Origin of the sequence: Pontibacter anaerobius, assembly GCF_026241195.1 — a bacterium.
Classification (GTDB): Bacteria; Bacteroidota; Bacteroidia; order Cytophagales; family Hymenobacteraceae; genus Pontibacter; species Pontibacter anaerobius.
Genome location: NZ_JAPFQO010000010.1, coordinates 15,057 through 38,504 on the forward strand (window position 1 = coordinate 15,057; position 23,448 = coordinate 38,504).

Here is a 23,448-nt window from a genome sequence, read left to right on the forward strand (position 1 = left end):
GGGCTGCCGCTCTTCTTTTGCCCTTGGGTATGGTTACTCCCGATCCGGAAGTATGGTTTTAGGCACGAAGCCGGTGTGTTGCGAAGTATCCTGGCGAATGCGGGCTTTCACAAACATGGCATTGGATGTGTCGAGTACAAATATGCGCTGTGTTGTGTCGAAATAGGCGATGGCACCGGCTTCAAAGTCTGGCTGGCTGTAGAGTTTGCCGCTGATAAGGGGTCTGGCAACATAAATAACATCGGCGGGCAAGGGCGCTGGCTGCCCCGTTTCGCTGGCTACTGTAGCCTCCTCCTCATGGGCATAGTCGCCGCTGCCGGAGCAGGCGCTCAGGCAAAAAACGGCAAGGGTGATGAGGTAAAGGTTTTTCATGAGATCAGGATGCGCAAGTTGCCTGTATATATGTAATTTCGGTTATATTGTTACAAAAGCAGGATAAAAGTATGAAAAAGTGGGCAATAGAGTAAGCAGTTTCTTATGTTACCAGATGCTCTTAATCGTTCAATTGTAATTTCATCATGATGTCTGTCTGTTCGTCATTACCTAATTTGAAAATGTGCTTGTCAAACTGAACAAACCCGTTCTTCTTATAGAAATTTATTGCTCTTGGATTTTCTTCCCAAACACCTAACCAGACATAGTCTATGCTTCTCTGCCTTGCACACTGCATTGCCTTTTCATAAAGTACCTGCCCTACACCTTTTCCATGAAATTCTTTTAAAACATAAATCCGTTCTATTTCAAGGGCTTTGTCGTCTTTTAACTCTGTCTGCGATTGCCCAAAATTGATTTTTAAATATCCGATTACATTATCGTTAAGTGTTGCAAAATAGAACTCTGAGTTTGAGTTATTGAGCTCAGCAGTCAATTTCTCTATAGAGAAACCTTCCTCCAAGTATCTCTCCATATTTTCCTCAGTGTTTCCAGCTGAGAATGTCTCTAAAAATGTCTGTCTGCCAATTTTTTGCAGTTGTTCAATATCCTTTTGCGTAACTCGTTTGATGTCAATATTTGCCATTCTTATTAGAGTGTTTGGTTTTATAAGCTTTCCGCTAACACAAACATAAAAGTAGTTGCCTTAAGGGTTGACACTCTTTGTATGTCGGTTTAGAGTAAATGTAGGTGTATAGCTAATAACGAACAGGCTTTGAGTAGATTTCACACTTTTGTGTGCCACGTTGGATTTGGAGCTAACCGAAGGAGAAATAAAAAAGCCACTCTTCTTGCTTGAAAGTGGCTTTTATGGTGGCCCTGCCAGGAATCGAACCTGGATCTAGAGTTTAGGAAACTCCTATTCTATCCATTGAACTACAGGGCCAGTGGTTTATACTTTGGCAAGGCGAATTTACAGCATTATCCACCATAAAAACAAACAGGCCCCATCAGGAGGTGGCTACCGCAAACACAAAGCCCATGACAGTAAGCACCAGGCCCACCATAAAGATAGTGTATGAGATGCGCAGGATCTTATACTTGCGGCTCAAAACCTCCCCCAGGTAATAAATATCGGTGATCATGTTGTTGTACAGCGACTTCTTATCGCGCATGATGTCGTGCATGCCACTCTGGAAATCCTCGAGGGGCAGGTTCGTGAAATTGCCAAAAAACAGGAGGTTAACCTTGCGGGTGTCCAGGCGCTGGTCTTTCTTTTTCTTGAACGTGAAACTGGTTACCTCGGGCTGCGCCGATATAATGGCAAAAACCACCGAGCCGAGCGTAGTGAGCAGCAGAATGCCGATCGGGATAAGGAACGTGCGGTGCGTGGCATAGTCGGTGCCGATGGTGGAGGTTTTGGCGCTCAGGTAAGTGATGATCACGGAGATGATGATGGCGTTGAGGCTGATCATCATGTTGGCCTTGTTGTCTGCGATGGCGCTCAGGTTCAGGTGCGTCCGGTAGGTATTTCGAAACATGGTTTCGATACCTCGCTTGGGCTGGGCCAGTGTTTTCTTGCTCTTTTTCTCCTCTTTTTTCTTCTTCTCGATCTCCTTGCTCAGGCGGCTGCGCTGCTCCTGTATGTTCAGGCCCAACTGGGCGGCAAACTTACGCTGCGCCTGGTTGGTATGGAAGGTAGTTGAAAGCAGGAAATCCATCTGAAACTGCTCCCACTCGCCGTCAGTAAAAAAACGGTCCCGGAAAATCTCCCACTCCACGCGCAGCAGCTCGGCCGTGGCAAAAAATGTTTCCTTGCCAATGTTAGACATGTCGGCATCCACCAACAGCTCCTGCAGCAGCGTTTCAGGCTCTTTGTTGTGCCGGGTAGCCATAATCATATCAGCAATCAGCTCGATGCGCTCCTGGGGGTATTGGTTTTCCTGCAGCCACTCGGTGGCAATGCGCACGCTCTCCTCCTCGTGCCCATCGTAGGTGCTCACGTAGCCGGTGTCATGGAACCAGGCTGCCAGTGCCAGGTCCTGCAGTTGGTCTTGGGTAAGTTTGCTGCGCTGGCCAAGGTCCTGGGCTTCAGCCACCGTTTCGAAGGTATGTTTGTAATTGTGGTAAACGAGCTTTTTAGAAAGCCTATCCTTAAAAAGTCTGAAGACGTACTCGCCGGCTTGTTTGATAAATGTCTGATCTTCCATAATTGGTTTCGTGGCAGCGCCGGGTGCGCAAATTGCGGTAAAGTATGGCCCGGCGGCTGAGTGCAAGCTGTGTGGCACTCCGTAATCTGCGGTTACGGTAAAAAGGCGTTTTTTGTTAGTGAAACAGGGTAACTGCGGGGGTATCAGTCAGTATACAGTAAGGTAACAACTAAAAGCGGGGCGGTCTCGTTTATGAATTCCAATTCTGCCGCTCCTGTGGCAACCACTGCGCAAGTGTGAGGCTGTGGGTGAATAAGTATAAACGGAAACCGCAGTGCCGTACCGGCCTCACCTTTGGCAACACCCGCGTATACAGTTATACTTTGCGGGCTGCCGGCAAACCGGCATGTTCGGCAGTGTGCGCCTTACTGGCAGGTATATTAAGCTAACGATACTATGATCAAGTCATTACAGCAAACACATCAACTGCTGGTGCGCTACGGCTGGTGTGTGCTGCTGAGCCTTCTTCTCTCAGCCTGTATCTCTACTGAGCCGCACTACAGCGGCGAGGCCCTTACCTGGGAGCAGGACCAGCCTGCCCCCGGCAACGATGTGCTCTATACCGTGTTCCTGATCGGGGATGTGGGGGCGCCTAACCTGAACGGCGAACCCTCGCTGCAGCTCATGCGCAAGATGATGATGGAGACCGGCGAGAACAGCACCACCATCTTCCTGGGAGACAACGTGTACATGAACGGCCTTCCGCCAGAGAACAAGTATGACCGTGAGGTGTCGGAGAACCGGTTAAAGGCTCAACTGGATATCCTGAAGGGCTACCCGGGCGAGAAGTATATGATACCCGGCAACCATGACTGGAACCACAGTGGCCGTGGCGGCCTGCAATACGTGATGCGGGAACAGCGCTATGTAAACGAGTACCTGACAGACGAGAACATCGTGGTGGGCGGTGACTTTTACGTGCCCGGCAATGGCTGCCCCGGCCCCTACGAGGTAAGGCTAAGCGATGACCTGGTGATGATCGCGCTGGACTCGGAGTGGTGGCTGCACCCCTTCGACAGGCCTTACGGCGATAACAGCAACTGCGGCTCCGCCACCGAGGGCGAAATGCTGGTAAAGTTGGAGGATATCATTGAGAAGAACAGCGGCAGCGATATTCTGGTAGTGGGCCACCACCCGCTGATGACACGCGGGGAGCACGGCGGCTTCTTCACCCTCCGGGACCACCTCTTTCCGCTCACCATGCTCCGCAAGTGGATGTACCTGCCCCTGCCCGTTATCGGTTCCATTTACCCTTTTGCCCGCAAGTATGGCGGCATTCTGCAAGACATTCCGCACCCACGCTACCAGGCATACATACAGGGCCTGCTCGATATCTTTAACAAGTATGACAACATCGTATACGCGGCGGGCCACGAGCATGCGCTGCAGTACTTTAAGTATAACAACCTGGCGCACATTGTAAGCGGCTCCGGCTGCAAAACCGACTTCGTGAAACCTGGCGGGGCAGACTATGCGCAAAAGATAAAAGGCTTTGTGAAAACCACCTACCACGAGAACGGCGAAGTATGGGCGGAGTTCTGGGCCCCGGAAGGAGAGGGCGAGACCGGCAAGATCACATACCGTACCCTGCTCTACTCCAAGAAGCCCCGCAAAGAGCGGCAGCGGCCGCAGGACGACACCAATTACGCTGACAGCACCATCACGCTGGCGGCTAACCCGAACTACAGAAACGGCGGCCTGCGCAGAACCCTGCTGGGCAAACACTACCGCCAGGAGTGGGCAACACCTATAGAGGTGCCGCTGCTGGACATGAAGACCGAACAGGGAGGGCTAACCCCTTACCAGAAGGGCGGCGGCAAGCAGACAGCGGCACTAAAAGTACGCACCCCGGAGGCCACTGAGTACAGCCTGCGCACCGTAGATAAAGACCCTACCATGTCGTTGCCTCCATACTTGCGCGAGACTGCTGCCCGTACCCTGTTGCAGGACCAGATCTCAGCGCAGCACCCTTATGGGGCACTTATAATACCACCCCTGTCCGACGCTGCCGGGGTGTACCACACAAACCCCCGGCTCATCTACATCCCTAACACACCTTACCTGCGCCAGTACCAGGATGAGTTTAGCAACACACTGGCTTACCTGGAGGAGGATGCCGACGAAAACCACGAGGAAACCGCCAGCCTGGGGTACGCCAAAAACTTGGTAGGTACCGATAAGGTGCTGGAGGAACTGGAGCAGGACAACGACAACGAGGTAGACCAGCGGGAGTATGTGCGGGCGCGGCTTTTTGATATGCTCATCGGCGACTGGGACCGCCATGAGGGGCAGTGGCGCTGGGTGGAGGAGGATAAGCCCGGCAAAGGCAAACTGTACACGCCTGTGCCCGAAGACCGTGACCAGGCCTTTTTTAAGGCTGATGGTGTGCTGCCATGGCTGGTAACGCGCAAGTGGGGCATCCGCAACATCCAGAACTTCGGCTATGATTTCCCGGATGTGGTGGGCCTGAACCTCAGCGGCATCACCCTGGACCGCACCTTTACCTCCAAAGTAACGCGGCAGGAGTGGCTGCAAATAGCCGAGGACATCCGGCAAAGTATGACAGACGAGGTAATAGCGCGTGCGGTGCAGGAGTGGCCGGAGCCTATCCAGGCGATCTCTGCGGATGAGATTACGGCCAAGCTGCGGGCAAGGCGCGAGAAGCTGCCGCAGGCCGCCGCCCGGTACTATGACTTCCTGGCGCAGTACGTGGACATTACCGGCAGCGATAAGCATGAGCAGTTTCTCATCAACCGCCTCAACAACCAGGAAATGCAGGTGGTAGGGTATAAAACCTCGAAAGAAGGCGAGGTGCGGGAGGAGATCTTCAACCGCACTTTCTATACAAGCGAGTCAAAGGAAGTGCGCATTTACGGCATGGATGGCAAGGACGAGTTTCTGGTGACTGGCAATGTGGATGAGAGCATCATCGTCCGGATTATAGGTGGTAACGACGAGGACATCATCACCGACTCCTCGCATGTGGGTGGCCTGAAGAAGCACACTGTGGTATACGACACGGAGGAAGGAAACCAGTTCAACTTCGGCAGTGAGACCAAGGATAAGACTGAGCCGGACGAGGAAATCAACCTCTATGACCGCGGCAACTACAAGCTGCCTTACATCGGGCCGCGCCTCTCGGTGGCTTACAATGTGGAGGATGGCGTGTTTCTGGGGGCCGGGGTGCTCTGGCGTACCCAGAAGTTTCGCAAGGATCCCTATGCCTCGGAGCACCTGCTGGAGGCCAACTACGCCTTCCGCACCAACTCCTACAATGTAAAGTATACCGGTGATGTACGAAACGTGTTAGGATACTGGAACCTGGGCCTGAACGCCCACCTGCAGGGACCGCAGTTTCAGCGAAACTTTTACGGACTGGGCAACGAAACCGAGCAGGCACCGGGCACCAGCGACAGCTACTATCGCGTACGCTACGAACGCCTTTCACTGGGCGCCTCCCTGTTCCGGGAGCCTTTCGCCTTCGTGAAGATCGGTATCGGGCCGACTTACGATAAGTTTAAGATCGAAACACCAGGTGGAGAGAACTTCCTGCTGGACCAGGCCCGGGCCGGGCTGCTGGAGGAGGGTACCTATGATGCCGAAGCGGGCAAGTTTGAGGTGCAGCACTACGTAGGTGCCAAAGCATTTTTTAACCTGGAGGTGCTCGGCGGCGGCAGTACCGATGCTAACCCGCGCATAGGCATGCGCTGGTATAACTCCCTTAGCTATAACCACCAGGTAGGTGGCGAGAAGCTGCATTATACCAACCTCAGCTCAGAATTCCGCTTTTACATCACACCTAATTTCCCGTTCAAGCTTACCTGGGCCGGCCGGTTCGGGGCGGCGCACAACTTTGGCGATTATCGCTTTTACCAGGCCAACACCTTGGGGGGCACTGAGAACCTGCGTGGTTACCGCCGTACACGCTTTGCCGGCCGCAGTAGCGTGTTTGCCAACGGCGAGGCACGCCTGCACCTGCTCGACTACAACTTATACTTAACGCCCGGCAAGTTCGGGTTGCTGGGGCTGCTGGATGCCGGCCGGGTATACTATGACGGTGAGCCGGATGGGTCTTTCTTCGGGGGGCTGCACATGGGCTATGGCGGCGGGGTTTGGCTGGATCTGCTGAACCGCACCGTGCTGTCGCTGAGCTACTCTGTAGGGGATGATGAAAAACTGTGGATGTTAAATTACGGGTTCTTTTTCTAACACAAACCCGAATTAAAAGTATAAACCTGATAAGGGAAGGGTACCCGTTTAAAATAGCCCCTACGTAAACTATAAAACTATGAAATTCGGAAATTTACTCACCATACTACTAAGTATGGCACTCTTTGTTGCGCCCTGGCAGGTGCAGGCACAGGTGCCGGAAACAGAATTACTGGAGGAACTGGATGAATACGCCTCGCCGGGCGTGCGTGGCATGGGCAAGCCCCGGGGCGTGGTGATCAGCTATGAGCGCCTCCCCGGTTTCGACATAGAGTCGGAGTCGGATGATCCAAGGCTTGGCAACGGAGAGGGGCACATCAAGCGCCACAACAAGTTCTCGGTTCGCGCCCTGGCCCCTGTCTTAAACAAACCACAGACAAAGATTATTGTGGGTGTTAACTATGAACTGGAAGAGTTTAACTTCGAGAACCTGACCCCAGCCTCCTATGACCTCTACCGCTACCTGGAGGATAAAAACCTGAAAAGCATAGGCCTGCAGGCGGCTTACCTGCACTCGCTAAACCAGCGCAACTTCTACCTGATCCGCATCAAAGGCGAGCTTAACGGAGATTACACACGTGACGACATCAACATATCAGACTATTTTAAGGCAACTGTAGACGTGGCTTACGGATGGAAGAAAACGCCTGATTACGCCATTGGTGTTGGCTTTCAGTGGGGCTATACTTTTGGGCGGCAAAGGGTTTACCCGGGTATCCTGTACAACCGCACCTTTAACCCGCAATGGGGGGTAGAGTCCATCTTTCCGGCTAATGCCAGGCTACGCTACAACCTGAATGAAAAGACACTGTTTTACGCCGGCTACCGCCTGGAGGGAGCCAGCTACGACATATTTGCTGACCAGACGTCGCTTTCTCAGTTTAATGAGATAGAGTTGCGCCGCACTGATATAAAAGGTCTGCTGCGTGTGGAGCGTGAGATATACGATTTTCTGTGGTTTGCCGTAGAGGGAGGCTTCCGGCAGTACTACAGGCACCGTATTTACGATGAAGTGGGGTCTGCGGACGAGTTGATCACCAATGACCTGGCCGGGGCCGGTTATGTGGGGGTGGAGCTATACCTGGTGCCGCCCAGAAAGTTCCTGGAGAAAGACTGATAACCAATTACAAGTATAAAAAAGGCCGCCCCTACTATACTTGCTGTAGCAGGGGCGGCCTTTTTCTGTTGTTATAAAGTATAAATGTGGCGGCGGTTATCTATTTGCTCTCCTCCGGCTCACAGGCTTCCGGCATGTCTGTTGATGCCAGTTCGCGCAGGTAAGTATAGGTGGCGTACTGGGAACGTACATTAGTCGGTGCGTCGGGCTTTAGGTAGCTGTTGTCAATGGAGCGGGTCTTGGTATCGTCCTGCAGTTGCAGGTCTATGATGTGGCGCACCTGCTCCACCAGGTCCTGCTGGTAAAGCGGAAAAGCAACCTCCACACGGCGGTTCAGGTTTCGGGTCATCCAGTCGGCGGAGGCAACGTACAGTTTCTCGTCGCCGTTGTTGTGGAAGATGTAGACCCGCGCGTGCTCCAGGTAGCGATCCACGATGCTGCGCACCACAATATTCTCGCTAAGCCCTTTCTGGCCCGGTACCAGGCAGCAAATGCCGCGTACCAGCAGCTGTATCTTCACACCGGCCTGGCTGGCCTCGTAAAGCTTATTGATCATGCGGGAGTCTTGCAGCGCATTCATCTTCAGAATCATACTTGCGGGCAGGCCTTTCTTCGCATTTTTTATTTCCCTTTCTATCATTTTTACAAAGCCCTGGCGCATGTTAATGGGAGCCATCAGCAGGTGCGTAAACTTCTTATCGGTCTGGTGGTCGATAAAGAAATTAAAGACCTGCTCCACATCTTTCGTCAAGCGTTTATCGGAGGTAAAGAGGGCGTGATCAGCGTATATTGCAGAGGTGGTTTCGTTGTAGTTTCCTGTGCTCAGGTAGGCATAGTTTACCAGCTTGCCCTGCTCGTTGCGGGTAATCAACCCTAGTTTGGAATGCACTTTTAAGTCGGGTATGCCAAAAATTACATTGGCGCCGGCCTTCTGCAGTTTGCCAGCCCAGTAGATGTTCGATTCCTCGTCGAAGCGCGCTTTCAGCTCAACCACTACCGTTACCAGCTTGCCGTTTTTAGCGGCCTTCACCAGCGCCTTGGCTATTTTGGATTTGTCGGCCACACGGTAGAGCGTGGCGCTCATGGCGGTTACCTTCGGGTCGCTGGCGGCCTCGTCGAACAGGCGCAGCACGTACTCAAACGACTGGTAGGGGTAATGCACCAGGTAATCCTGCTTCTTCATGGCGGCCAGTATGCTTGGCTCCTTCTCTAGCTGCGGATGTACGAGCGTTGGCTGTGGGTTATACTTGAGTTCGGGCAGGTTAAAATCCGGGAAACCGAAAAAGTCGCGGAAGTTGTGGTACTTGCTTCCTACCACCAGCTCCTCTTCGGTTATGCCCGTGTGCGCCATCATCATGTCCAGCAGGTCCTGCGGTGACTCAGGGTCGTAGAGCAGGCGGGCCGGGTAGCCGGTTTCACGTTTTTTCAGGCTCTTCTGGATCTTAGCCATCAAACTGCCCGACACTTCCTCCTCAATGTCCAGCTCAGCATCCCGGGATACTTTTACCGCATGAGTGGCAAAGGACTTATACTGTGGGAACAGCTTTGGCAGGCAGAAGCGTATCACATCATCTATAAACATCACATAGCGATGCTCGTTTACCGTAGGTAGCTTTACGAAACGGCTACCGTGCTTTTTGGTTGGGATTTCCATCATGGCGAAGCGCTCTGGCTTGCAGTCTTCCGCTATCGGGTCCCACATTTTTATACCCAGGTACACTGTCTGGTCACGCAGGAAGAGGTGGGTTTCGGTCTCGTCCAGGATGATGGGTAGCAGCAGCGGCTCCAGTGTTTCCTCGAAGTAGTCGTGCACCCAGGTTTCCTGCTCTGCATTCAGGTCATGCTCTGTTAGCATATGGATGTCGTGCGTGCGCAGGTCGGCCAGTATGCCATCGCGGAACACCTGCCCGAACTCCTCCTGTTGCCGGTGCACCTCCTTCAGTACCTGTTCCAGGGTTTCCTGCGGTTCCTCGTCCAGCTTGCTGCGTGTCTTGGGCTTTAGTTTTATCAGGCGTTTAAGCGTGGCTACGCGCACTTTGAAGTACTCATCCAGGTTAGACGAGAAAATGGCCATGAACTTGATGCGCTCCAGGAGGGGCACGCTTCTGTCTTTGGCCTCCTGCAGTACTCTATAATTAAAAGCCAGCCAGCTCAGTTCCCGGTTAATGTAGGGCGGTTCTAACTTCGCTTTCGGCTTCTTGTCTTTTTCTTTTTCCATCAATGTACTAGTATGTTTTTGCCCCGGGCAGAGGCTAAGGGTGGTTTATTTGTGGTTCTTTGGGAAGTCCTTGAACAGCAGGGTAGCGTTATCTTTTGAGATGTCGAACCAGCTCTCGCAGCCGAACTGCAGGGCCACCACACCTGCGGTAGGAAGGCTTCCAATCGGCTCCTGCGACAGCATGTTGGCAAACTCGGAGATGGCTTCGTTGTGGCCTACCAGCAGCAGGCTATCTACCTCGGCGGGGGCGTGTTGCACCACCTGCAGCAGGTCTTCTTTACCTGCTCCATACACATTGGTGTCTACTACAATGTCGTCAGGGTCATAATCCAGCTCCCTGCTTACTAGGGTGGCTGTGCTAATGGCACGTACGGCCGGGCTGGAGATAACGAGCTGCACTGCCACGCCACGCGCTGCCAGTTCCTGGCCCATCAGCGGGGCATCGTGGCGCCCGCGCTTGTTCAGGGGGCGGTCGTGGTCGCTTAGTCCGTCAAATTTCCAGCTCGACTTGGCGTGCCTAAGAATATATAGCGTTTTCATATAGTTTCTGTTTCTCAGGGCCTGCTATGGCCATTTGAACGGCCACAAAGGTGGCATTGCTACTTACTGTAAGTATGGGTAAATGGTTGTGCCGGGGTGGTTAAGTGTGGCACAGGCAAAGGCAGAGCACTAAAGCAAAACGCCCGCCGCCTGCCAAAGCAGAGGGAGGGCGTTTGTAAAAGTATAGCGAAGTATGAATCTACACGTTGTTCGGGTAGCGCTGATAGTGGATCTCGGCCACGCGGCGCTGCAGTTCCTCGCGCAGGGCATCAATGTTTAGCCTGTCGGTGGCGGAGATAAACATGGCCGGGGCGTGCTCCTTGGCCATGTACGTCGCTTTCAGGTCTTCGATAGATGGGCGCACATGATGTTCGCTTTCCTCGTTCATGCCCTGGTTCTCCTCCTGCAGTTCCAGTTCGCGCTGTTTCAGGTACTCATCAATCTTGTTGAAAACCAGCAACACGGGTTTGTCGGCGGAGTTAATGTCTTTCAGCGTTTCGTTTACTACGGCGATATGGTCCTCAAACGAGGGGTGCGACACATCCACCACGTGCACCAGCAGGTCTGCCTCACGAATCTCATCCAAAGTAGATTTAAACGACTCGATAAGCTTGGTAGGCAGCTTTCGGATAAACCCTACCGTGTCGGAAAGCAGGAACGGCACATTGTCGAGCACTACTTTGCGCACGGTGGCATCCACGGTGGCAAATAGTTTGTTTTCGGCAAACACCTCCGACTTAGACAGCAGGTTCATCAGCGTGGATTTGCCCACGTTAGTATACCCTACCAGTGCCACGCGCACAATGCCGGCGCGGGCCTTGCGCTGCTCAAAGTTCTGCTTCTCAAACTTCTTCAGGCGTTCGCGCAGCAACGATATCTTGTCGCGCACAATACGGCGGTCTGTCTCAATTTCCGTTTCACCCGGTCCCTTCATACCGATACCTCCTTTTTGCTTGGATAAGTGGGTCCAGAGGTTGGTGAGGCGCGGCAGCAGGTACTGGTACTGGGCCATTTCTACCTGGGCGTGTGCCTGGGCCGTTTTGGCGCGCAGGGCAAAGATATCAAGTATAAGCAGGCTTCGGTCCACGATCTTCACCTGCATTTCGCGCTCAATGTTGCGTACCTGCGAGGGGCTCAGGTCATCGTCGAATATCACCATATCCACCCCGTGTTCCTTTACAAAAGCCTGTATCTCGTCCAGCTTGCCGCTGCCCACGAAAGTGCGTACATCGGGCTTATCCAGTTTCTGTACAAATCGCTTCAGCGTTTGGGCGCCAGCGGTTTCAGCCAGGAAGGCAAGCTCATCAAGGTATTCCTCTGTCTGCTCGTCGGTTTGGCGGTAGCCTGGCACAGCTACCAGCACTGCCGTCTCCTGCGGTTTAGAGGTTTCGAAGAATTTCTGTTTAGCCATTCATTATTTTTTAAGCGTCATGGTATAGGCGGCCAGCGCCTGAACTTCTTCATCAGATAGCTGACTGCCGAAAGCTGGCATCAGGCCACGGCCATTCTCGATTACGTTTACACGATTGTTCTGGCTGAGGTTGCTTACCGTGAGGTTAGCGGCACCACCCAGACCCTTGGCACCGTCGGGGCCGTGGCAGATCTCGCATAGCTGGGTATAAATGGCTTTTGAATTGGCAAGTTGCGCCTCAGTCATGGCTGCCACAATCTCCTCATGCGCCACCGGCGACTCACTCAGGCCAGCATCGCCTACCTCTGCTGCATCGGTTTCAGGAGTTGCATTCACAGTGATGGTAGCGTTCTGGATAGGCCCTGGGTTCTTCATCGTCAGGCTTTTAGTTTCGGCCACACCGTATATGTACAGGAAAATCAGCAGAGACAGGGTAGCCAATACCTTACTCTCGCGCTTGATGCCCACAATACCCAGCGGTATAGCCAGGAGTACTAATAACACTTTAACAATGAGCCAGCCCGGCACACCCCGGTAACTGAAGAGCAGGTAACCGCCCGTTATCAGGATCAGGGTACCGAAGATGATATCCAGTATTCTGGTTTGCTTGCGTGCTTTTTCCAGTGCCGTGCGCTTGTTTAGCAGCAGCAACACCGTTTTGTAGGCAAACAGGAGCAGGAACAATACCACCACCAGCACGTGCGTGTGCAGAAACACAACAGTTGCTTGCATGTTTTATACTTTGGTTGGAAGAATAGCTGCAAATTACATTAAAATTTCTGATGGTGCGGTCAAAATAGCTAACTTGCGGCTGTTTAAACCAGAGAGCCGTAAGGTAATAGAAGCAGCTGTTTCGCACCGCACTGAGTAGCAATGGATCACAGACTTTTCCATATTGATGGCCTGATAGAGTTTCAACCACGCGTCTTCCGCGATGACCGTGGCTATTTTATGGAAACCTTTAGCCAGAAGTGGTTTGAGCCGCTTGGCCTTAAGCCCGTTTTTGTGCAGGATAACCAATCTGTGTCTGCAAAAGGCGTGCTGCGCGGGCTGCACTTCCAGAGGCCGCCACATGCACAGGCAAAACTGGTAAGGGTATCCACAGGTAAGGCGTTGGATGTGGCCGTGGACCTGCGCAAAAACTCGCCTACTTACGGACAGTACAAGGCCTGCATACTTGATGCTGAAAAGCACAACCTATTCTACATCCCGGAGGGCTTTGCCCACGGTTTCGTGGCCCTGGAGGATAACACCACTTTCCTCTACAAGTGCACCGATTTTTACGCGCCGGAAACGGAGGGCGGCATACTTTGGAATGACCCAGCCCTAGGCATCGACTGGGGATTGGCCGAGCCGCTTGTCTCGCCGAAGGATGAGGTGCTGCCGCTGCTGGACGGTTTCAGTTCACCGTTTTAAGGGAGATTCAGACGTTAGATTCTAGACACTAGACGCACAATTTAAAAAGGCGCTGCTGCAGACTTTACCTGCAGCAGCGCCTTTTTAAATTTCAGTGATCCGAAGATCGCAAAGGGTTGGAAGGATCTACTTATCCAATACCTCTAACTCCTCCACCAGCGTCTCCAGCCCCATGCCCCGGGATCCCTTGATCAGCACATAGCTTTCCGCAATTGGGTTCTTGCGCAGCCACGTCTGCAGCTCCGGCTTTGTCTCGAAGTATAAAAAGCTGTCGTTTATTCCGGCGGCATACTGCATGTCCTTGCCGCAAAGTATAACGGTGTTAAAAGGCTGCTGGGCTACTACCTCACCCAAAGCGCGGTGCTCGGCCTCGCTCTCCGTCCCCATCTCAAACATATCGCCAAGTATAACCACCTTCTTAGGCGCATGCATACTGCCGAAGTTGCGCACGGCGGCGGCCATGGAGGTAGGGTTGGCGTTGTAGGCGTCCAGGATGATGGTGTTGCTGCCCTTTTGCAGCACCTGCGAGCGGTTGTTTACCGGGCTGTAGGCGGCAATGGCCTCGTTGGCTTGCTGCAGCGGCACACCGAAGTACTTGCCAATGCAGGCGGCGGCGGCCATGTTCTCGTAGTTGTAGCTGCCCACCAGCTGGGTGTGCACCACGTTGCCTTCCTCATCTTTGTACACCACGTAAGGCGAGGCCTCCAGCAGCTCGCTGTGGTAATAGTCTTCTGTGCCTGGGTAGGTCACTTTATCCTCAATGCGGCGACTCATGCGCATCAGGTGCTCGTTGCCGGTGTTGATGAACACGGTGCCGCCATGCTCCAGCAGGTGCACGTACAGCTCGCTCTTGCCACGGGCCACGCCTTCCAGGCTGCCGAATCCTTCTAAATGCGCCTTACCGATATTCGTGATCATGCCGTGCGTGGGCTGGGCGATACTGGAGAGCAGCGCAATCTCGCCGATGTGGTTGGCGCCCATCTCAATGATAGCCATTTCGTGCTCCGGCGTAATGCGCAGCAGCGTGAGCGGCACCCCGATGTGGTTGTTCAGGTTGCCCTGCGTGTAGAGCGTGTTAAACTTCCGGCTCAGCACGGCGTGAATTAACTCCTTGGAGGTGGTCTTGCCGTTGGAGCCCGTGATGCCGATAACCGGTATACTTAGCTGGCGGCGGTGGTGGCGTGCCAGGTTCTGCAGGGTCTGCAGTGTATCCTCTACCACAAACACGTTGTCCGCAGCCATATTGGGGTCATCCACCACGGCATACCTGGCGCCTTTTTCCAAGGCCATCTGGGCAAACTTTGCACCCTTGAAATTAGGCCCGTTCAGGGCAAAAAACATACTTTGGTCCTGCGTGGCGCGGGAGTCGGTGCTGACGTGCCGGCACTCCAGGTATTTTTGGTATAAAAACTCGATGGTGTTCTGCATGAAATGCGTTATTTTAGCTTAATTCTGATGCTTGCCATCAGGGAAAAAACAGGTTGTGGGTATAACGGCCACACATGGCGGCAATATACATCCAATTACACAAAAACGACAGTTAGCCGATGCACGTTCATCAAAATAGCCTGTAGCCACGCCAAACCCTTTACACGCATGAAAACGCTCATTCCGCTGTTGCTTATACTTCTGGCCTGGCAGGGCGCCCTGGCGCAGCAACCCGAGCCGCTTCGGTTTAGGATGACGCAGGAGATCCCCGTGGTCGTACCCGGCGGACAACTGGCAAGCCCCTGGAGCGGAGGCCTCAACACTCCCCAGTTCTCCACCATAGACCTTAACCGGGATGGACAGCCTGACTTGTTTGCCTACGACAGGCAGGTGCACAAAGTATACACCTGGCTGGCGGTGCAGGAGGCCGGGCAGTGGCAGTACAGGTACGCGCCGGAGTACGAAAGCCTTTTCCCGCAAGACCTCACTAACTGGGTGCTCCTCCGCGATTTTAACTGCGATGGACTGAAGGATATCTTCACAAGTTCGCCGCTGGGCATCCGGGTGTTTAAGCAGGAAGCGGGCCAACTCTCCTTTACATTAACTACGGATGCCCTCCGGTATAAAAACGAAAGGGTAAACATGCAGATGAGTGGCAGCGATGTGCCTGCCATTACAGATATTGACGGCGATGGCGACCTGGACATACTGCTGACGGAATTTGCGCAGGGGTATAACCTGGAGCTGTACCGCAACATGCAGGCAGAGCAGGGTCAGCCCTGTGGTGCGCTTGCATTTGAAATGCAGACAAGCTGGTGGGGCGGCATTACCGAGTGCAGCGGTTGCAACAACTTCGCGTTTGGCGAGACGTGCAGCGTGAAGGAGGGCGAAAGTATAGCGGTGCCGATGCACTCTGGGCACGAGGGCTCCTCGCTGCTGCTGCTCGATACGGATGCCGACGGCGATAAAGATCTGCTAATAGGGGCTGTAACCTGTGAGAACCTGGTGATGATGGAAAACAAGGGAAGCCGAAGTGAGGCCGTGATGAACAGCTTGTCGCCGCTTTTCCCGGCTGCAAAGCCCGCCGGTTTTAACCGTTTCCCGGCTTCTTTTTATGAGGATGTGACTTTCGATGGCGTGCCAGATCTGCTGGTGACTTCCCAGGTAACGGATGAGATCTGGGACATGGATTTTCAGCAGTCTACCTGGCTTTACCGCAACACTGGTGCCGCCGACAGGCCGGAATTTGATTACGTGCAGGGTAACTTTTTGCAGGGCCAGATGCTAGACTTGAGCGAGGGCGCCTACCCTGCCTTCGCCGACCTGGATGCCGACAGCGACCTGGACTTGCTGGTAGGCAACGATGCCAGCCTCCGCAACGGGGTTTACAGCGGATCTCTTAGCTTTTACCGTAATACCGGCACTGCCTCCAAGCCCACCTTCGAGCTGGTGACAGATAATTTTCTACAGTTGCACAGCCAGCAGTTGTACCATATAAAACCTGCTTTTGCCGACATAAACGGCGATGGGAAGCTTGATCTAATGCTGACCTCCAAAGGTGTAAATGCCGGTTCCGCACGCATTGTCTGGCTGCGCAACCTTGCCGCCACAGGCCAGCCGGCAGCCTTCGACTTTTCCCAAAGGCAGGAGCTGCTGAAGATCACGGACGGGGATACCCCAGCCTTTGCCGACCTGGATAATGACGGTGACCTGGATTTGCTTCTGGGTAAGGCCGCCAGCAACCTGGAGTTTTACCGCAACACCGGAACATCCGCAGCGCCCGTCTATACGTTGGAAAGCAGTAGTTTTGGCGGCATCAACTATAACTTCGACAGGCGCTTCCTGCATCCTTTTGTGCATGATATAGACGGCGACAACATACCCGATTTGCTGACGGTGGATGAAAGCGGCGAGCTGCGCATCTACCGCAACATCACCCAAAACCTGAGCGCCACTTTTACCGCCGAAACCGAGGTGCTGGAGAACGAGCTGAAGCAGCAGGCGCAGGCCACCAAGCTGGGCCATGGGCTAAGTATAACAGCAGCGCCTTTGGGCGGAGACAAGCAGCTGTACCTGGCGATGGGCTCCAAAGGCGGCGGTTTATACTTGCTGCAGCAAACGGCAGGAAACGAATCATTTCCGGTTGGCGACAACCTCACTCTTAAAGTATACCCTAACCCCCACGACAATAACCTGCCGGAGCCGGTAACAGTGCAAGCCTCAGAGCGTGTGCAACTGGACGTTTACGATATGGTGGGTAAGCACGTGTACCGCAGCCAGCGCGGCAAGTATAGCCGCAGCCATACTTTGCCAGTGCAGGGTTTGCAGGCGGGCATGTATGTTGTAAGGGCCACTACAGAGTCCGGTAGCCAAGCTGCTGTAAAACTGATGGTGCGCTAATGCAGGCATTTCTATACTTTAACCTAACGCCGGCAGGCATGGTTTTTCGAGAGCCGTTGGTGGAGCAGGTGCGCCAAAGCATGCCGGCTGTTTCCGTGCTCGATCTGGATGCAAAATCTGATGAACTGCTGCAGCACTATGCGCTGCGCCTGCTCCGGGAGGCGGAACAGGCGGTGGTAAGTATAAAATCTGAGGACGGCACGGCCGATCTGGGAAGTATAATGCCGCTGCTGGAAGAGCTGTTTGAGGAAGGAAAACTACGGCGGGTGCTGCTGTTGGGGACCCATCCGCGCCTGGAGCGCATTTTCGCTGCTCGCCCTCATGTGAGGCTCAAGGTAGTGCAGGAGGGGGATGTGCTGGAGGAGGTTAAGCAGTTTTTGGGAGTGTGATCTTGCGTTGTACTTCAGCGCTCTGTAGATGCGATTTTATACTTCCTATCCTGGTGCCTTGAAAGCTTTTGGGTTATCTAGAATGATGTCTCCTATTGCTGGCGCGAGTTTGCAACTCGTGCCTTTTAATGATGTTGAGTTTGTAGCTCGACTGGCTTAGAAAGCCATACTTTATACTGTGGCTATACTTTATACTTGTCGCTCCCGCAGTTCCGGACATCCTTGTCCGGAACCTTCCTGCCGCGGATTTCCTAATCCTCGCAATCCGTACTTTATATTCCATAGCCGTGCTTCCTGTAGCTTGAACCAAGCTAACCTTATTAGCTACTACTGATCCTCAGTCTTACGAACCTACAGTTGTATCTCTGGCTTTGGCTCCCTCCAGCCCGGGAGGGCTCGTCTTCCCGCATCGCGCTGTGTATTGAAGCTGCCATCGCTGCGCTGCAGGCTGCCCTCCGGGCACCGCATCAATACAAGGCGCTCAACGGAAAGACTGGGATCAGTTTCAATAGCTGCTGCCTTTGCTATGAAAAGAGGTCTAAGTCCCCCTTCGAAGGGGCAGGGGGATGTAATCATCGGCTGAAAACTCCCCTCCTCGGAAGGGCAGGGGTGGGTTCATTGTTCCCTGTTACAAAACTTTTAACTTCGATCAAGCGGGATAACAGCCGTTTACAGAACTTAACCTGATGCCTCCGGCCTCAGTGAAGTCTCAGACTTCGCACCATTTGTAGGACACGCGTCTGCAGACGCGCGCCAGATATGAAAAGCGTGCCAAAAGAAAATCCTCCCAGCCAATAACTATTAATCATTCACCATAACCATTAACAAACAACCAATCCTCACCCCTCCAAACTAAACCTGTCGGCATCCAGGTGCGCCGGAAAAGTCTCCCGGAAATCTTCCAGCTCCTTTTTGCTCAATGTTAAAGTATGGATGCCTTCGGCCTCAGCAGTTTCCAGGAGGTGATAGCCCTTGGGGTGGATGATGGCGGAGTCACCGGAATAGGGGTGAGCGTTGCCGTCGGTGCCTACACGGTTCACACCGACCACATAGGCCAGGTTTTCGATGGCGCGGGCCTGCAGCAGTGTGCGCCAGGGTTGGCGGCGCACTTTGGGCCAGTTAGCTACGTACAGCAGCAGGTCGTAGGCATTGTTGCTGTTGCGGCTCCACACCGGGAAGCGCAGGTCGTAGCATACCAGCGGACACACCTTCCAGCCGTTTAACTCCACCACCAGCCGCTCTTTGCCTGCGGTATAGGTATGGTGCTCCTTTGCCATCCGGAACAAGTGCTTTTTGTCGTAGCTGGCGTGGCTGCCATCGGGGCGCACCCAGTAGAGGCGGTTGAAATAATTATCTCCTTCGCGCACCATCACGCTGCCTGTTACTACCGCCTGGTGTTGCTGCGCTTCGTTGCGCATCCACTCCAGCGTAACAGTATCAGCCTCTTCAGCTACATCGGTAGCATTCATGCTAAAGCCGGTGGTAAACATCTCGGGCAGCACAACGAGGTCTGTTTGCGGGGCGGCGGCGGCCAGTTTCTCACGGAACATCCGGCGGTTCGCCTCCGCATCCTGCCAGTGCAGGTCTGTCTGTATAATAGTGACGCGTAGGTTCATTTAGTACTTTATGTATGTGGAATCAGGCACGGGATATCCTTTGGCCTTTGCCTATCATCCTTCGTCTTAAAACTATACTTTGGCCAGCTTTTCGCCAGCAGCTCTCAAAGTATCCTCACTCTTGGCGAAACAGAAGCGCAAATACTTATTATCGGTTTTGTCATGATAAAAAGCAGAGACGGGTATGGCGGCCACGCCTGTTTCGGTGGTTAAGCGCCTGGCAAAATCCAGGTCATAATCATTGCTGATGCCGCTATACTTCGCCAGCTGAAAGTATGTGCCCGCCGATGGTATCACCTCAAAGCGCGTCTCCTGCAGTTGCTTTACAAAGAAATCGCGCTTGGCCTGGTAAAAGCCCGGCAGCTCCAGGTAGTGCGACTCCTGCTCCATAAAATCAGCGATGGCCAGCTGAAAAGGCGTTGCCGTGCAGAAGGTGATGAACTGGTGCATCTTGCGCAGTTCGGTGGTTAGCTGGGGCGGCGCGATGGTATAGCCCACCTTCCAGCCGGTGGTGTGGTAGGTCTTGCCGAAGGAGGAGACGACAAAGCTGCGCTGCCGTAGCTGCGGGTGCTGCAGGGCGCTGTAGTGCTGCTGCCCGTCAAATACCATGTGCTCATACACCTCGTCGCTCAGCACCAGAATATCGCTTCCATCCAGCAGGTTTGCCAGGGTGTTCATGTCTTGTTTGCTCATTACGGCACCAGTAGGGTTGTGCGGCGTGTTAATGATGATCATGCGGGTGCGGGGGGAGAGGCGTCTTTTCACCTGGTCCCAGTCTACGGAGAAATCCGGTAGGGCCAGCGGTACATAGATGGGCGAGCCGCCGCATAGCCGGATAGCCGGCGCGTAACTGTCGTAGCAGGGCTCCAGCACCACCACCTCATCGCCGGGCTTCACCACCGCCGTGATGGCTGCATTCAGCGCCTCGGTGGCCCCGGAAGTAACGGTTATTTCTGTGTCCTGGTCAGGGCGGTAGCCATACATTTTCTCCGTCTTCAGGCTGATCTTGTGGCGCAGCTGCGGCATGCCAGCCATGGGCGCATACTGGTTAAAGCCTTCCTGCATATACTTGGTCACCAGGTGCATCAGCGGCTCCGGGCAGTTAAAGTCCGGGAACCCCTGCGACAGGTTAATGGCATTATGCTCGTTAGCCAATGCCGACATTACAGTGAAAATGCTGGTGCCTACATCAGGTAGTTTGCTTGTGGGGTAGTTCATCATAATGCATTAGGGCTTAGGGCGCGAAACTTTACTATAGAAACTGAATATACGGATATTTCTAGACAATGGCTTGCACCAGTTGCTGGACATACGGCACAGCATCAGCCTCGAACCACGGGTTGCGGCGCAGCCAGAACTGGTTACGCGGCGAAGGATGCGGCATGGGCATATACTGCGGGAGGTACTCGTGCCAGTTGGCTACTGTTTCGGTTAAAGTCGGCTTGGCCTGCGGGCCCAGAAAATACGCCTGTGCATACTTGCCAATCAGCAGTGTGAGCTCTACGTTGGGCAGTTGAGCCAGCAGTAGTTGGTGCCAGTGCTGGGTGCACTCAGCGCGGGGTGGCAAATCGCCGGACTTGCCTTTACCAGGGTAGCAGAAGCCCATGGGTATAATGGCTACCTTGCTGGCGTCGTAAAAAACTTCTGGTTCCAAGCCCAGCCACTGCCGCAGGCGCTTGCCGCTCTGGTCATCCCAGGGGATGCCGCTGGCGTGTACCTTGGTGCCCGGTGCCTGCCCTACAATCAGTAGCCTGGCTGTGTTGCTAGCCGCCAGCACAGGCCTCGGCCCCAGGGGCAAGTGTTCCTCACAGATACGGCAGGCGCGTATCTGCTCCAGTAGTCTCTCCAGTTCCTCCATCGCTGCAAAAATACTAACTATAAAGCGAAGTATAAGAAAGTGAGGGATTAGCTTGGCGTGGGTTGTTTTGTTTTTGCTGCAAGGTAGTTTCATCCTCAGTTTATACTTTGGCTATCCTTCCATAGCCGTGCTTCCTTCAGTTTGACACAGGCTATACTTGCTGGCTGCTGCTTATCCTCAGTCTTACGAACCTACTGTTTCACCTCCAGCCTTGGCTCCCTCCAGCCCGGGAGGGGTCGTCTTCCCGCATCGCGCTGGGAGCTTTTCTTTGCTCGCTGTCCCTTTGCAATCCCTTCGGGACCGAAAAACTCCGAAGGCGCTCTTTACAGGAGGCCCCTACCCCCACGGAAAGACTGGGAATCATTGCGATAGCCACCGCTGACGGAGCTTCAGCCAAGTCCCCCTTCGAAGGGGGTAGGGGGATGATAATCGCGTGCTGAAAATTCCCCTCTCGGGAGGGGCAGGTTTACACTTTCCCAGGGACAAGTCGCGACCTGTCGCGCGATACCTGTTGCAATGCAATTTATACTTTAGCCGTAGTAAATGCAGAAATTCCCCGCCTTGGTCAAAGAGGGATGGCAATCTGCTGCACGAGGGGATGATGGGGATAATACAGGTTCCCCTCCTCGGGAGGGTCAGGTTTATACTTCAGCTGAACTTAACCAGCATAAGCGGACATTTACGCAAAAGGAGGGAGGTTTAGCCTCCGGGGCAGGGCCTTTGCGCAACCCGGAAAAAACGAAAGCCGGCTATACCGGCTTTTATCATTTCATACTTTGGGCGCACTGCCTGGGTTAATCTTCATAATCCTGCCAGAAGCCATCGTAATGGCGTGGGGCGCGGCGTCGGGGGTGTGGCATTAGCGGGTCTTCGAACCAACGGTCTTCCACGCGCTGGTTGCTTGGGTCGAAGTGCACGTCGCGCTGGCGCCAGAGGGGTTCTTGCGGTGGGTGCTGCTCCTCCATGCGGTGGTGGTGCTGGTCTATACGGCGTGGCTGGTAACGTTGCTGCTCTGGCAGCCACTCCTCACGGTTATACCTGGCCTCGCGCGCGAAGCGGTCTGTTTCTTCCGGGTGCCAACGTTGCTGTTGAGTAGCAGGCATGGGTTCACCCCAACGGCTTCTGAAGTCGTGGAAGTGCTCCCGGTGGTGCGGGTGGCGGTGCTGACGCTGGTGTTCCCAGTGGTTCGGGTGTCTTGGGTCTTGCTCTTCGTGTTGCATGCTGTGTCTCTTAAATGATCAAAAAAATCCCTGAAAGGCCCAGGCACTCTAAGTGTACGGTTTGATAATCAGGATGTTCCTTTTTAAGATAAGCAAAAAAGGCTAAAATAGCAAAGCCAGCTGGTTGGCTGGCTTTGCTATTTCACTAACTAAAACTAATCTACTACCAAATCTACCTAATCTATTTGGTCTATACGTTTTAGCGGCGATAGCGTTGGTTTCTATCGGTGTCGTTGTAGTAATTGTCTCTGCCTGAGTCTGACTCATCGGCCCAGCGTGGACCACCTTCGTAGCCTCTGTCGAAGCTGCGGTCACGGTAAGGTTCGGAGCCATAACGTTTGTGCGAGTCTACACGGTCTGCCCCACTTTGGTGGTGGTGTCGCTGGTAGCCAGGCTCATCCGAGTGCCAGATATCGTTCCAGGTGTCTTTTACACGGGTCATAAAGCCGCGGTGATCGCGTGGGTAAGGAGCAGTTTCGTCGCTGTCTGGTGTATAGCGTCCTTCACGGTACCAGTTATGCGAGCCACTGCCGTAGCGGTAGTCGTCATCTTTGTAGCGGCTGCGGCTGCCGGGCGCTTCGCGCCACGGCTCATTCCGGTAGTCGTTCGTGTCGCCGTAGTTGCGCTGTAAAGAACCTCCCGGCGTTTGCGGACGGCGCATTTCATGCTGCTCACCACGGCGGTTACCATGGTTCAGGTAGTGGCTCTCTTCGCGATAGGCGCTACCGGGCTTGCTGCCATAATGCTCGCCCAGGTGGGCGTTGCGCTCCTGGGCGTAGGTTGAGCGACGGTCGTGGTGGTAGCTTTCGCCATACTTGCGCTCGTTGGAATCCTGCGCTCCGCGTGGGTTAGGGCCGGTATGGAAATAATTTCCCTCTCCCCATTGGCGGGTATCCTGGCCACGGTACCCGTAGCGTTGTCCGTGCTGGCCCCATTGCCCCTCGTCTTTTTTATAAAGGTCTTTTCCTATTTGCTGGTTATTGCGGTTGCTTTGTTCATCTGCCATAGCTTTATCTGTATTTATTATGTTTCTAGATATGTTGG

General features: G+C 53.8%; 18 protein-coding genes and 1 tRNA gene. 5 read left to right on the forward strand and 14 right to left on the reverse strand.

The window, feature by feature from the left end; all coding sequences use genetic code 11:
* Positions 1-33 precede the first annotated feature (33 nt).
* The 4 genes from OO017_RS14925 to OO017_RS14940 all read right to left on the reverse strand — a co-directional run bounded on the left by OO017_RS14925 (position 34) and on the right by OO017_RS14940 (position 2,582).
* On the reverse strand, positions 34-372 hold the full coding sequence (locus OO017_RS14925; protein WP_266053379.1) for a hypothetical protein: 339 nt from the start codon (positions 370-372) through the stop codon (positions 34-36).
* Between the two features lie 121 nt (positions 373-493).
* Positions 494-1,018 (reverse strand): GNAT family N-acetyltransferase, encoded by a 525-nt coding sequence (locus OO017_RS14930; protein WP_266053381.1) that lies wholly within the window; start codon positions 1,016-1,018, stop codon positions 494-496.
* A 225-nt stretch (positions 1,019-1,243) separates the two neighbouring features.
* Positions 1,244-1,318, reverse strand: a tRNA-Arg gene (locus OO017_RS14935).
* A 64-nt stretch (positions 1,319-1,382) separates the two neighbouring features.
* Positions 1,383-2,582 carry a Pycsar system effector family protein gene (locus OO017_RS14940; protein ID WP_266053382.1) on the reverse strand — a complete coding sequence of 400 codons (1,200 nt, stop codon included), beginning with the start codon at positions 2,580-2,582 and terminating at the stop codon, positions 1,383-1,385.
* Between the two features lie 396 nt (positions 2,583-2,978).
* Here OO017_RS14940 and OO017_RS14945 point away from each other — a divergent pair, with 396 nt between their 5' ends.
* Together OO017_RS14945 and OO017_RS14950 are read left to right on the forward strand one after the other, a co-directional pair.
* Positions 2,979-6,791, forward strand: a complete 3,813-nt coding sequence (locus tag OO017_RS14945; protein WP_266053384.1) for a BamA/TamA family outer membrane protein — start codon at positions 2,979-2,981, stop codon at positions 6,789-6,791.
* Between the two features lie 79 nt (positions 6,792-6,870).
* Complete coding sequence (locus OO017_RS14950) at positions 6,871-7,908, forward strand: DUF6268 family outer membrane beta-barrel protein (RefSeq protein WP_266053387.1); 1,038 nt, start codon at positions 6,871-6,873, stop codon at positions 7,906-7,908.
* Positions 7,909-8,008: 100 nt separating this feature from the next.
* Here the strand turns inward: OO017_RS14950 and ppk1 are convergent, their stop codons facing one another.
* The 4 genes from ppk1 to OO017_RS14970 all read right to left on the reverse strand — a co-directional run bounded on the left by ppk1 (position 8,009) and on the right by OO017_RS14970 (position 12,809).
* The gene (ppk1, locus tag OO017_RS14955) at positions 8,009-10,126 is read right to left on the reverse strand and encodes a polyphosphate kinase 1 (RefSeq protein ID WP_266053389.1); all 2,118 of its coding nucleotides are present in this window, start codon (positions 10,124-10,126) and stop codon (positions 8,009-8,011) included.
* Positions 10,127-10,171: 45 nt separating this feature from the next.
* Positions 10,172-10,666, reverse strand: a complete 495-nt coding sequence (locus tag OO017_RS14960) for a SixA phosphatase family protein (RefSeq protein WP_266053390.1) — start codon at positions 10,664-10,666, stop codon at positions 10,172-10,174.
* Between the two features lie 199 nt (positions 10,667-10,865).
* On the reverse strand, positions 10,866-12,077 hold the full coding sequence (hflX, locus tag OO017_RS14965) for a GTPase HflX (protein ID WP_266053391.1): 1,212 nt from the start codon (positions 12,075-12,077) through the stop codon (positions 10,866-10,868).
* A 3-nt stretch (positions 12,078-12,080) separates the two neighbouring features.
* A complete protein-coding gene (locus OO017_RS14970; protein ID WP_266053392.1) occupies positions 12,081-12,809 on the reverse strand; it encodes a c-type cytochrome in 729 nt (242 codons plus the stop codon).
* Positions 12,810-12,950: 141 nt separating this feature from the next.
* Here OO017_RS14970 and rfbC point away from each other — a divergent pair, with 141 nt between their 5' ends.
* Positions 12,951-13,493, forward strand: a complete 543-nt coding sequence (gene rfbC / locus OO017_RS14975) for a dTDP-4-dehydrorhamnose 3,5-epimerase (protein ID WP_266053393.1) — start codon at positions 12,951-12,953, stop codon at positions 13,491-13,493.
* A gap of 126 nt (positions 13,494-13,619) precedes the next feature.
* On the opposite strand, the gene OO017_RS14980 is transcribed toward rfbC, so the two are convergent.
* Positions 13,620-14,921, reverse strand: coding sequence for a UDP-N-acetylmuramoyl-tripeptide--D-alanyl-D-alanine ligase (locus OO017_RS14980; protein ID WP_266053394.1), 1,302 nt, complete (start codon positions 14,919-14,921; stop codon positions 13,620-13,622).
* Between the two features lie 168 nt (positions 14,922-15,089).
* Here OO017_RS14980 and OO017_RS14985 point away from each other — a divergent pair, with 168 nt between their 5' ends.
* Together OO017_RS14985 and OO017_RS14990 are read left to right on the forward strand one after the other, a co-directional pair.
* Positions 15,090-17,321 (forward strand): T9SS type A sorting domain-containing protein, encoded by a 2,232-nt coding sequence (locus OO017_RS14985; protein ID WP_266053395.1) that lies wholly within the window; start codon positions 15,090-15,092, stop codon positions 17,319-17,321.
* Positions 17,321-17,710, forward strand: a complete 390-nt coding sequence (locus tag OO017_RS14990) for a hypothetical protein (protein WP_266053396.1) — start codon at positions 17,321-17,323, stop codon at positions 17,708-17,710. Before OO017_RS14985 ends, OO017_RS14990 begins: the two co-directional genes overlap by 1 nt.
* An 839-nt stretch (positions 17,711-18,549) precedes the next feature.
* Here the strand turns inward: OO017_RS14990 and OO017_RS14995 are convergent.
* The 5 genes from OO017_RS14995 to OO017_RS15015 form a co-directional block, all read right to left on the reverse strand.
* The gene (locus OO017_RS14995) at positions 18,550-19,326 is read right to left on the reverse strand and encodes an amidohydrolase (RefSeq protein WP_266053397.1); all 777 of its coding nucleotides are present in this window, start codon (positions 19,324-19,326) and stop codon (positions 18,550-18,552) included.
* 72 nt (positions 19,327-19,398) lie between these two features.
* A complete protein-coding gene (locus OO017_RS15000) occupies positions 19,399-20,547 on the reverse strand; it encodes a pyridoxal phosphate-dependent aminotransferase (RefSeq protein ID WP_266053398.1) in 1,149 nt (382 codons plus the stop codon).
* A 58-nt stretch (positions 20,548-20,605) separates the two neighbouring features.
* Positions 20,606-21,184: a uracil-DNA glycosylase family protein gene (locus tag OO017_RS15005; protein ID WP_266053643.1), complete on the reverse strand. Its 579-nt coding sequence runs from the start codon at positions 21,182-21,184 to the stop codon at positions 20,606-20,608.
* Positions 21,185-21,978: 794 nt separating this feature from the next.
* Positions 21,979-22,404 (reverse strand): hypothetical protein, encoded by a 426-nt coding sequence (locus OO017_RS15010; RefSeq protein WP_266053399.1) that lies wholly within the window; start codon positions 22,402-22,404, stop codon positions 21,979-21,981.
* A gap of 199 nt (positions 22,405-22,603) precedes the next feature.
* Entirely contained in the window at positions 22,604-23,410 is an 807-nt protein-coding gene (locus tag OO017_RS15015; protein WP_266053400.1) for a hypothetical protein, read from the reverse strand.
* Between the last annotated feature and the right edge of the window lie 38 nt (positions 23,411-23,448).

Bases quoted from the DNA above. Each gene is read 5' to 3' on its own strand.
- OO017_RS14925 (WP_266053379.1), bottom strand. From the start codon at position 372: ATGAAAAACCTTTACCTCATCACCCTTGCCGTTTTTTGCCTGAGCGCC.
- OO017_RS14930 (WP_266053381.1), bottom strand. From the start codon at position 1,018: ATGGCAAATATTGACATCAAACGAGTTACGCAAAAGGATATTGAACAA.
- OO017_RS14940 (WP_266053382.1), bottom strand. From the start codon at position 2,582: ATGGAAGATCAGACATTTATCAAACAAGCCGGCGAGTACGTCTTCAGA.
- OO017_RS14945 (WP_266053384.1), top strand. From the start codon at position 2,979: ATGATCAAGTCATTACAGCAAACACATCAACTGCTGGTGCGCTACGGC.
- OO017_RS14950 (WP_266053387.1), top strand. From the start codon at position 6,871: ATGAAATTCGGAAATTTACTCACCATACTACTAAGTATGGCACTCTTT.
- ppk1 (WP_266053389.1), bottom strand. From the start codon at position 10,126: ATGGAAAAAGAAAAAGACAAGAAGCCGAAAGCGAAGTTAGAACCGCCC.
- OO017_RS14960 (WP_266053390.1), bottom strand. From the start codon at position 10,666: ATGAAAACGCTATATATTCTTAGGCACGCCAAGTCGAGCTGGAAATTT.
- hflX (WP_266053391.1), bottom strand. From the start codon at position 12,077: ATGGCTAAACAGAAATTCTTCGAAACCTCTAAACCGCAGGAGACGGCA.
- OO017_RS14970 (WP_266053392.1), bottom strand. From the start codon at position 12,809: ATGCAAGCAACTGTTGTGTTTCTGCACACGCACGTGCTGGTGGTGGTA.
- rfbC (WP_266053393.1), top strand. From the start codon at position 12,951: ATGGATCACAGACTTTTCCATATTGATGGCCTGATAGAGTTTCAACCA.
- OO017_RS14980 (WP_266053394.1), bottom strand. From the start codon at position 14,921: ATGCAGAACACCATCGAGTTTTTATACCAAAAATACCTGGAGTGCCGG.
- OO017_RS14985 (WP_266053395.1), top strand. From the start codon at position 15,090: ATGAAAACGCTCATTCCGCTGTTGCTTATACTTCTGGCCTGGCAGGGC.
- OO017_RS14990 (WP_266053396.1), top strand. From the start codon at position 17,321: ATGCAGGCATTTCTATACTTTAACCTAACGCCGGCAGGCATGGTTTTT.
- OO017_RS14995 (WP_266053397.1), bottom strand. From the start codon at position 19,326: ATGAACCTACGCGTCACTATTATACAGACAGACCTGCACTGGCAGGAT.
- OO017_RS15000 (WP_266053398.1), bottom strand. From the start codon at position 20,547: ATGATGAACTACCCCACAAGCAAACTACCTGATGTAGGCACCAGCATT.
- OO017_RS15005 (WP_266053643.1), bottom strand. From the start codon at position 21,184: ATGGAGGAACTGGAGAGACTACTGGAGCAGATACGCGCCTGCCGTATC.
- OO017_RS15010 (WP_266053399.1), bottom strand. From the start codon at position 22,404: ATGCAACACGAAGAGCAAGACCCAAGACACCCGAACCACTGGGAACAC.
- OO017_RS15015 (WP_266053400.1), bottom strand. From the start codon at position 23,410: ATGGCAGATGAACAAAGCAACCGCAATAACCAGCAAATAGGAAAAGAC.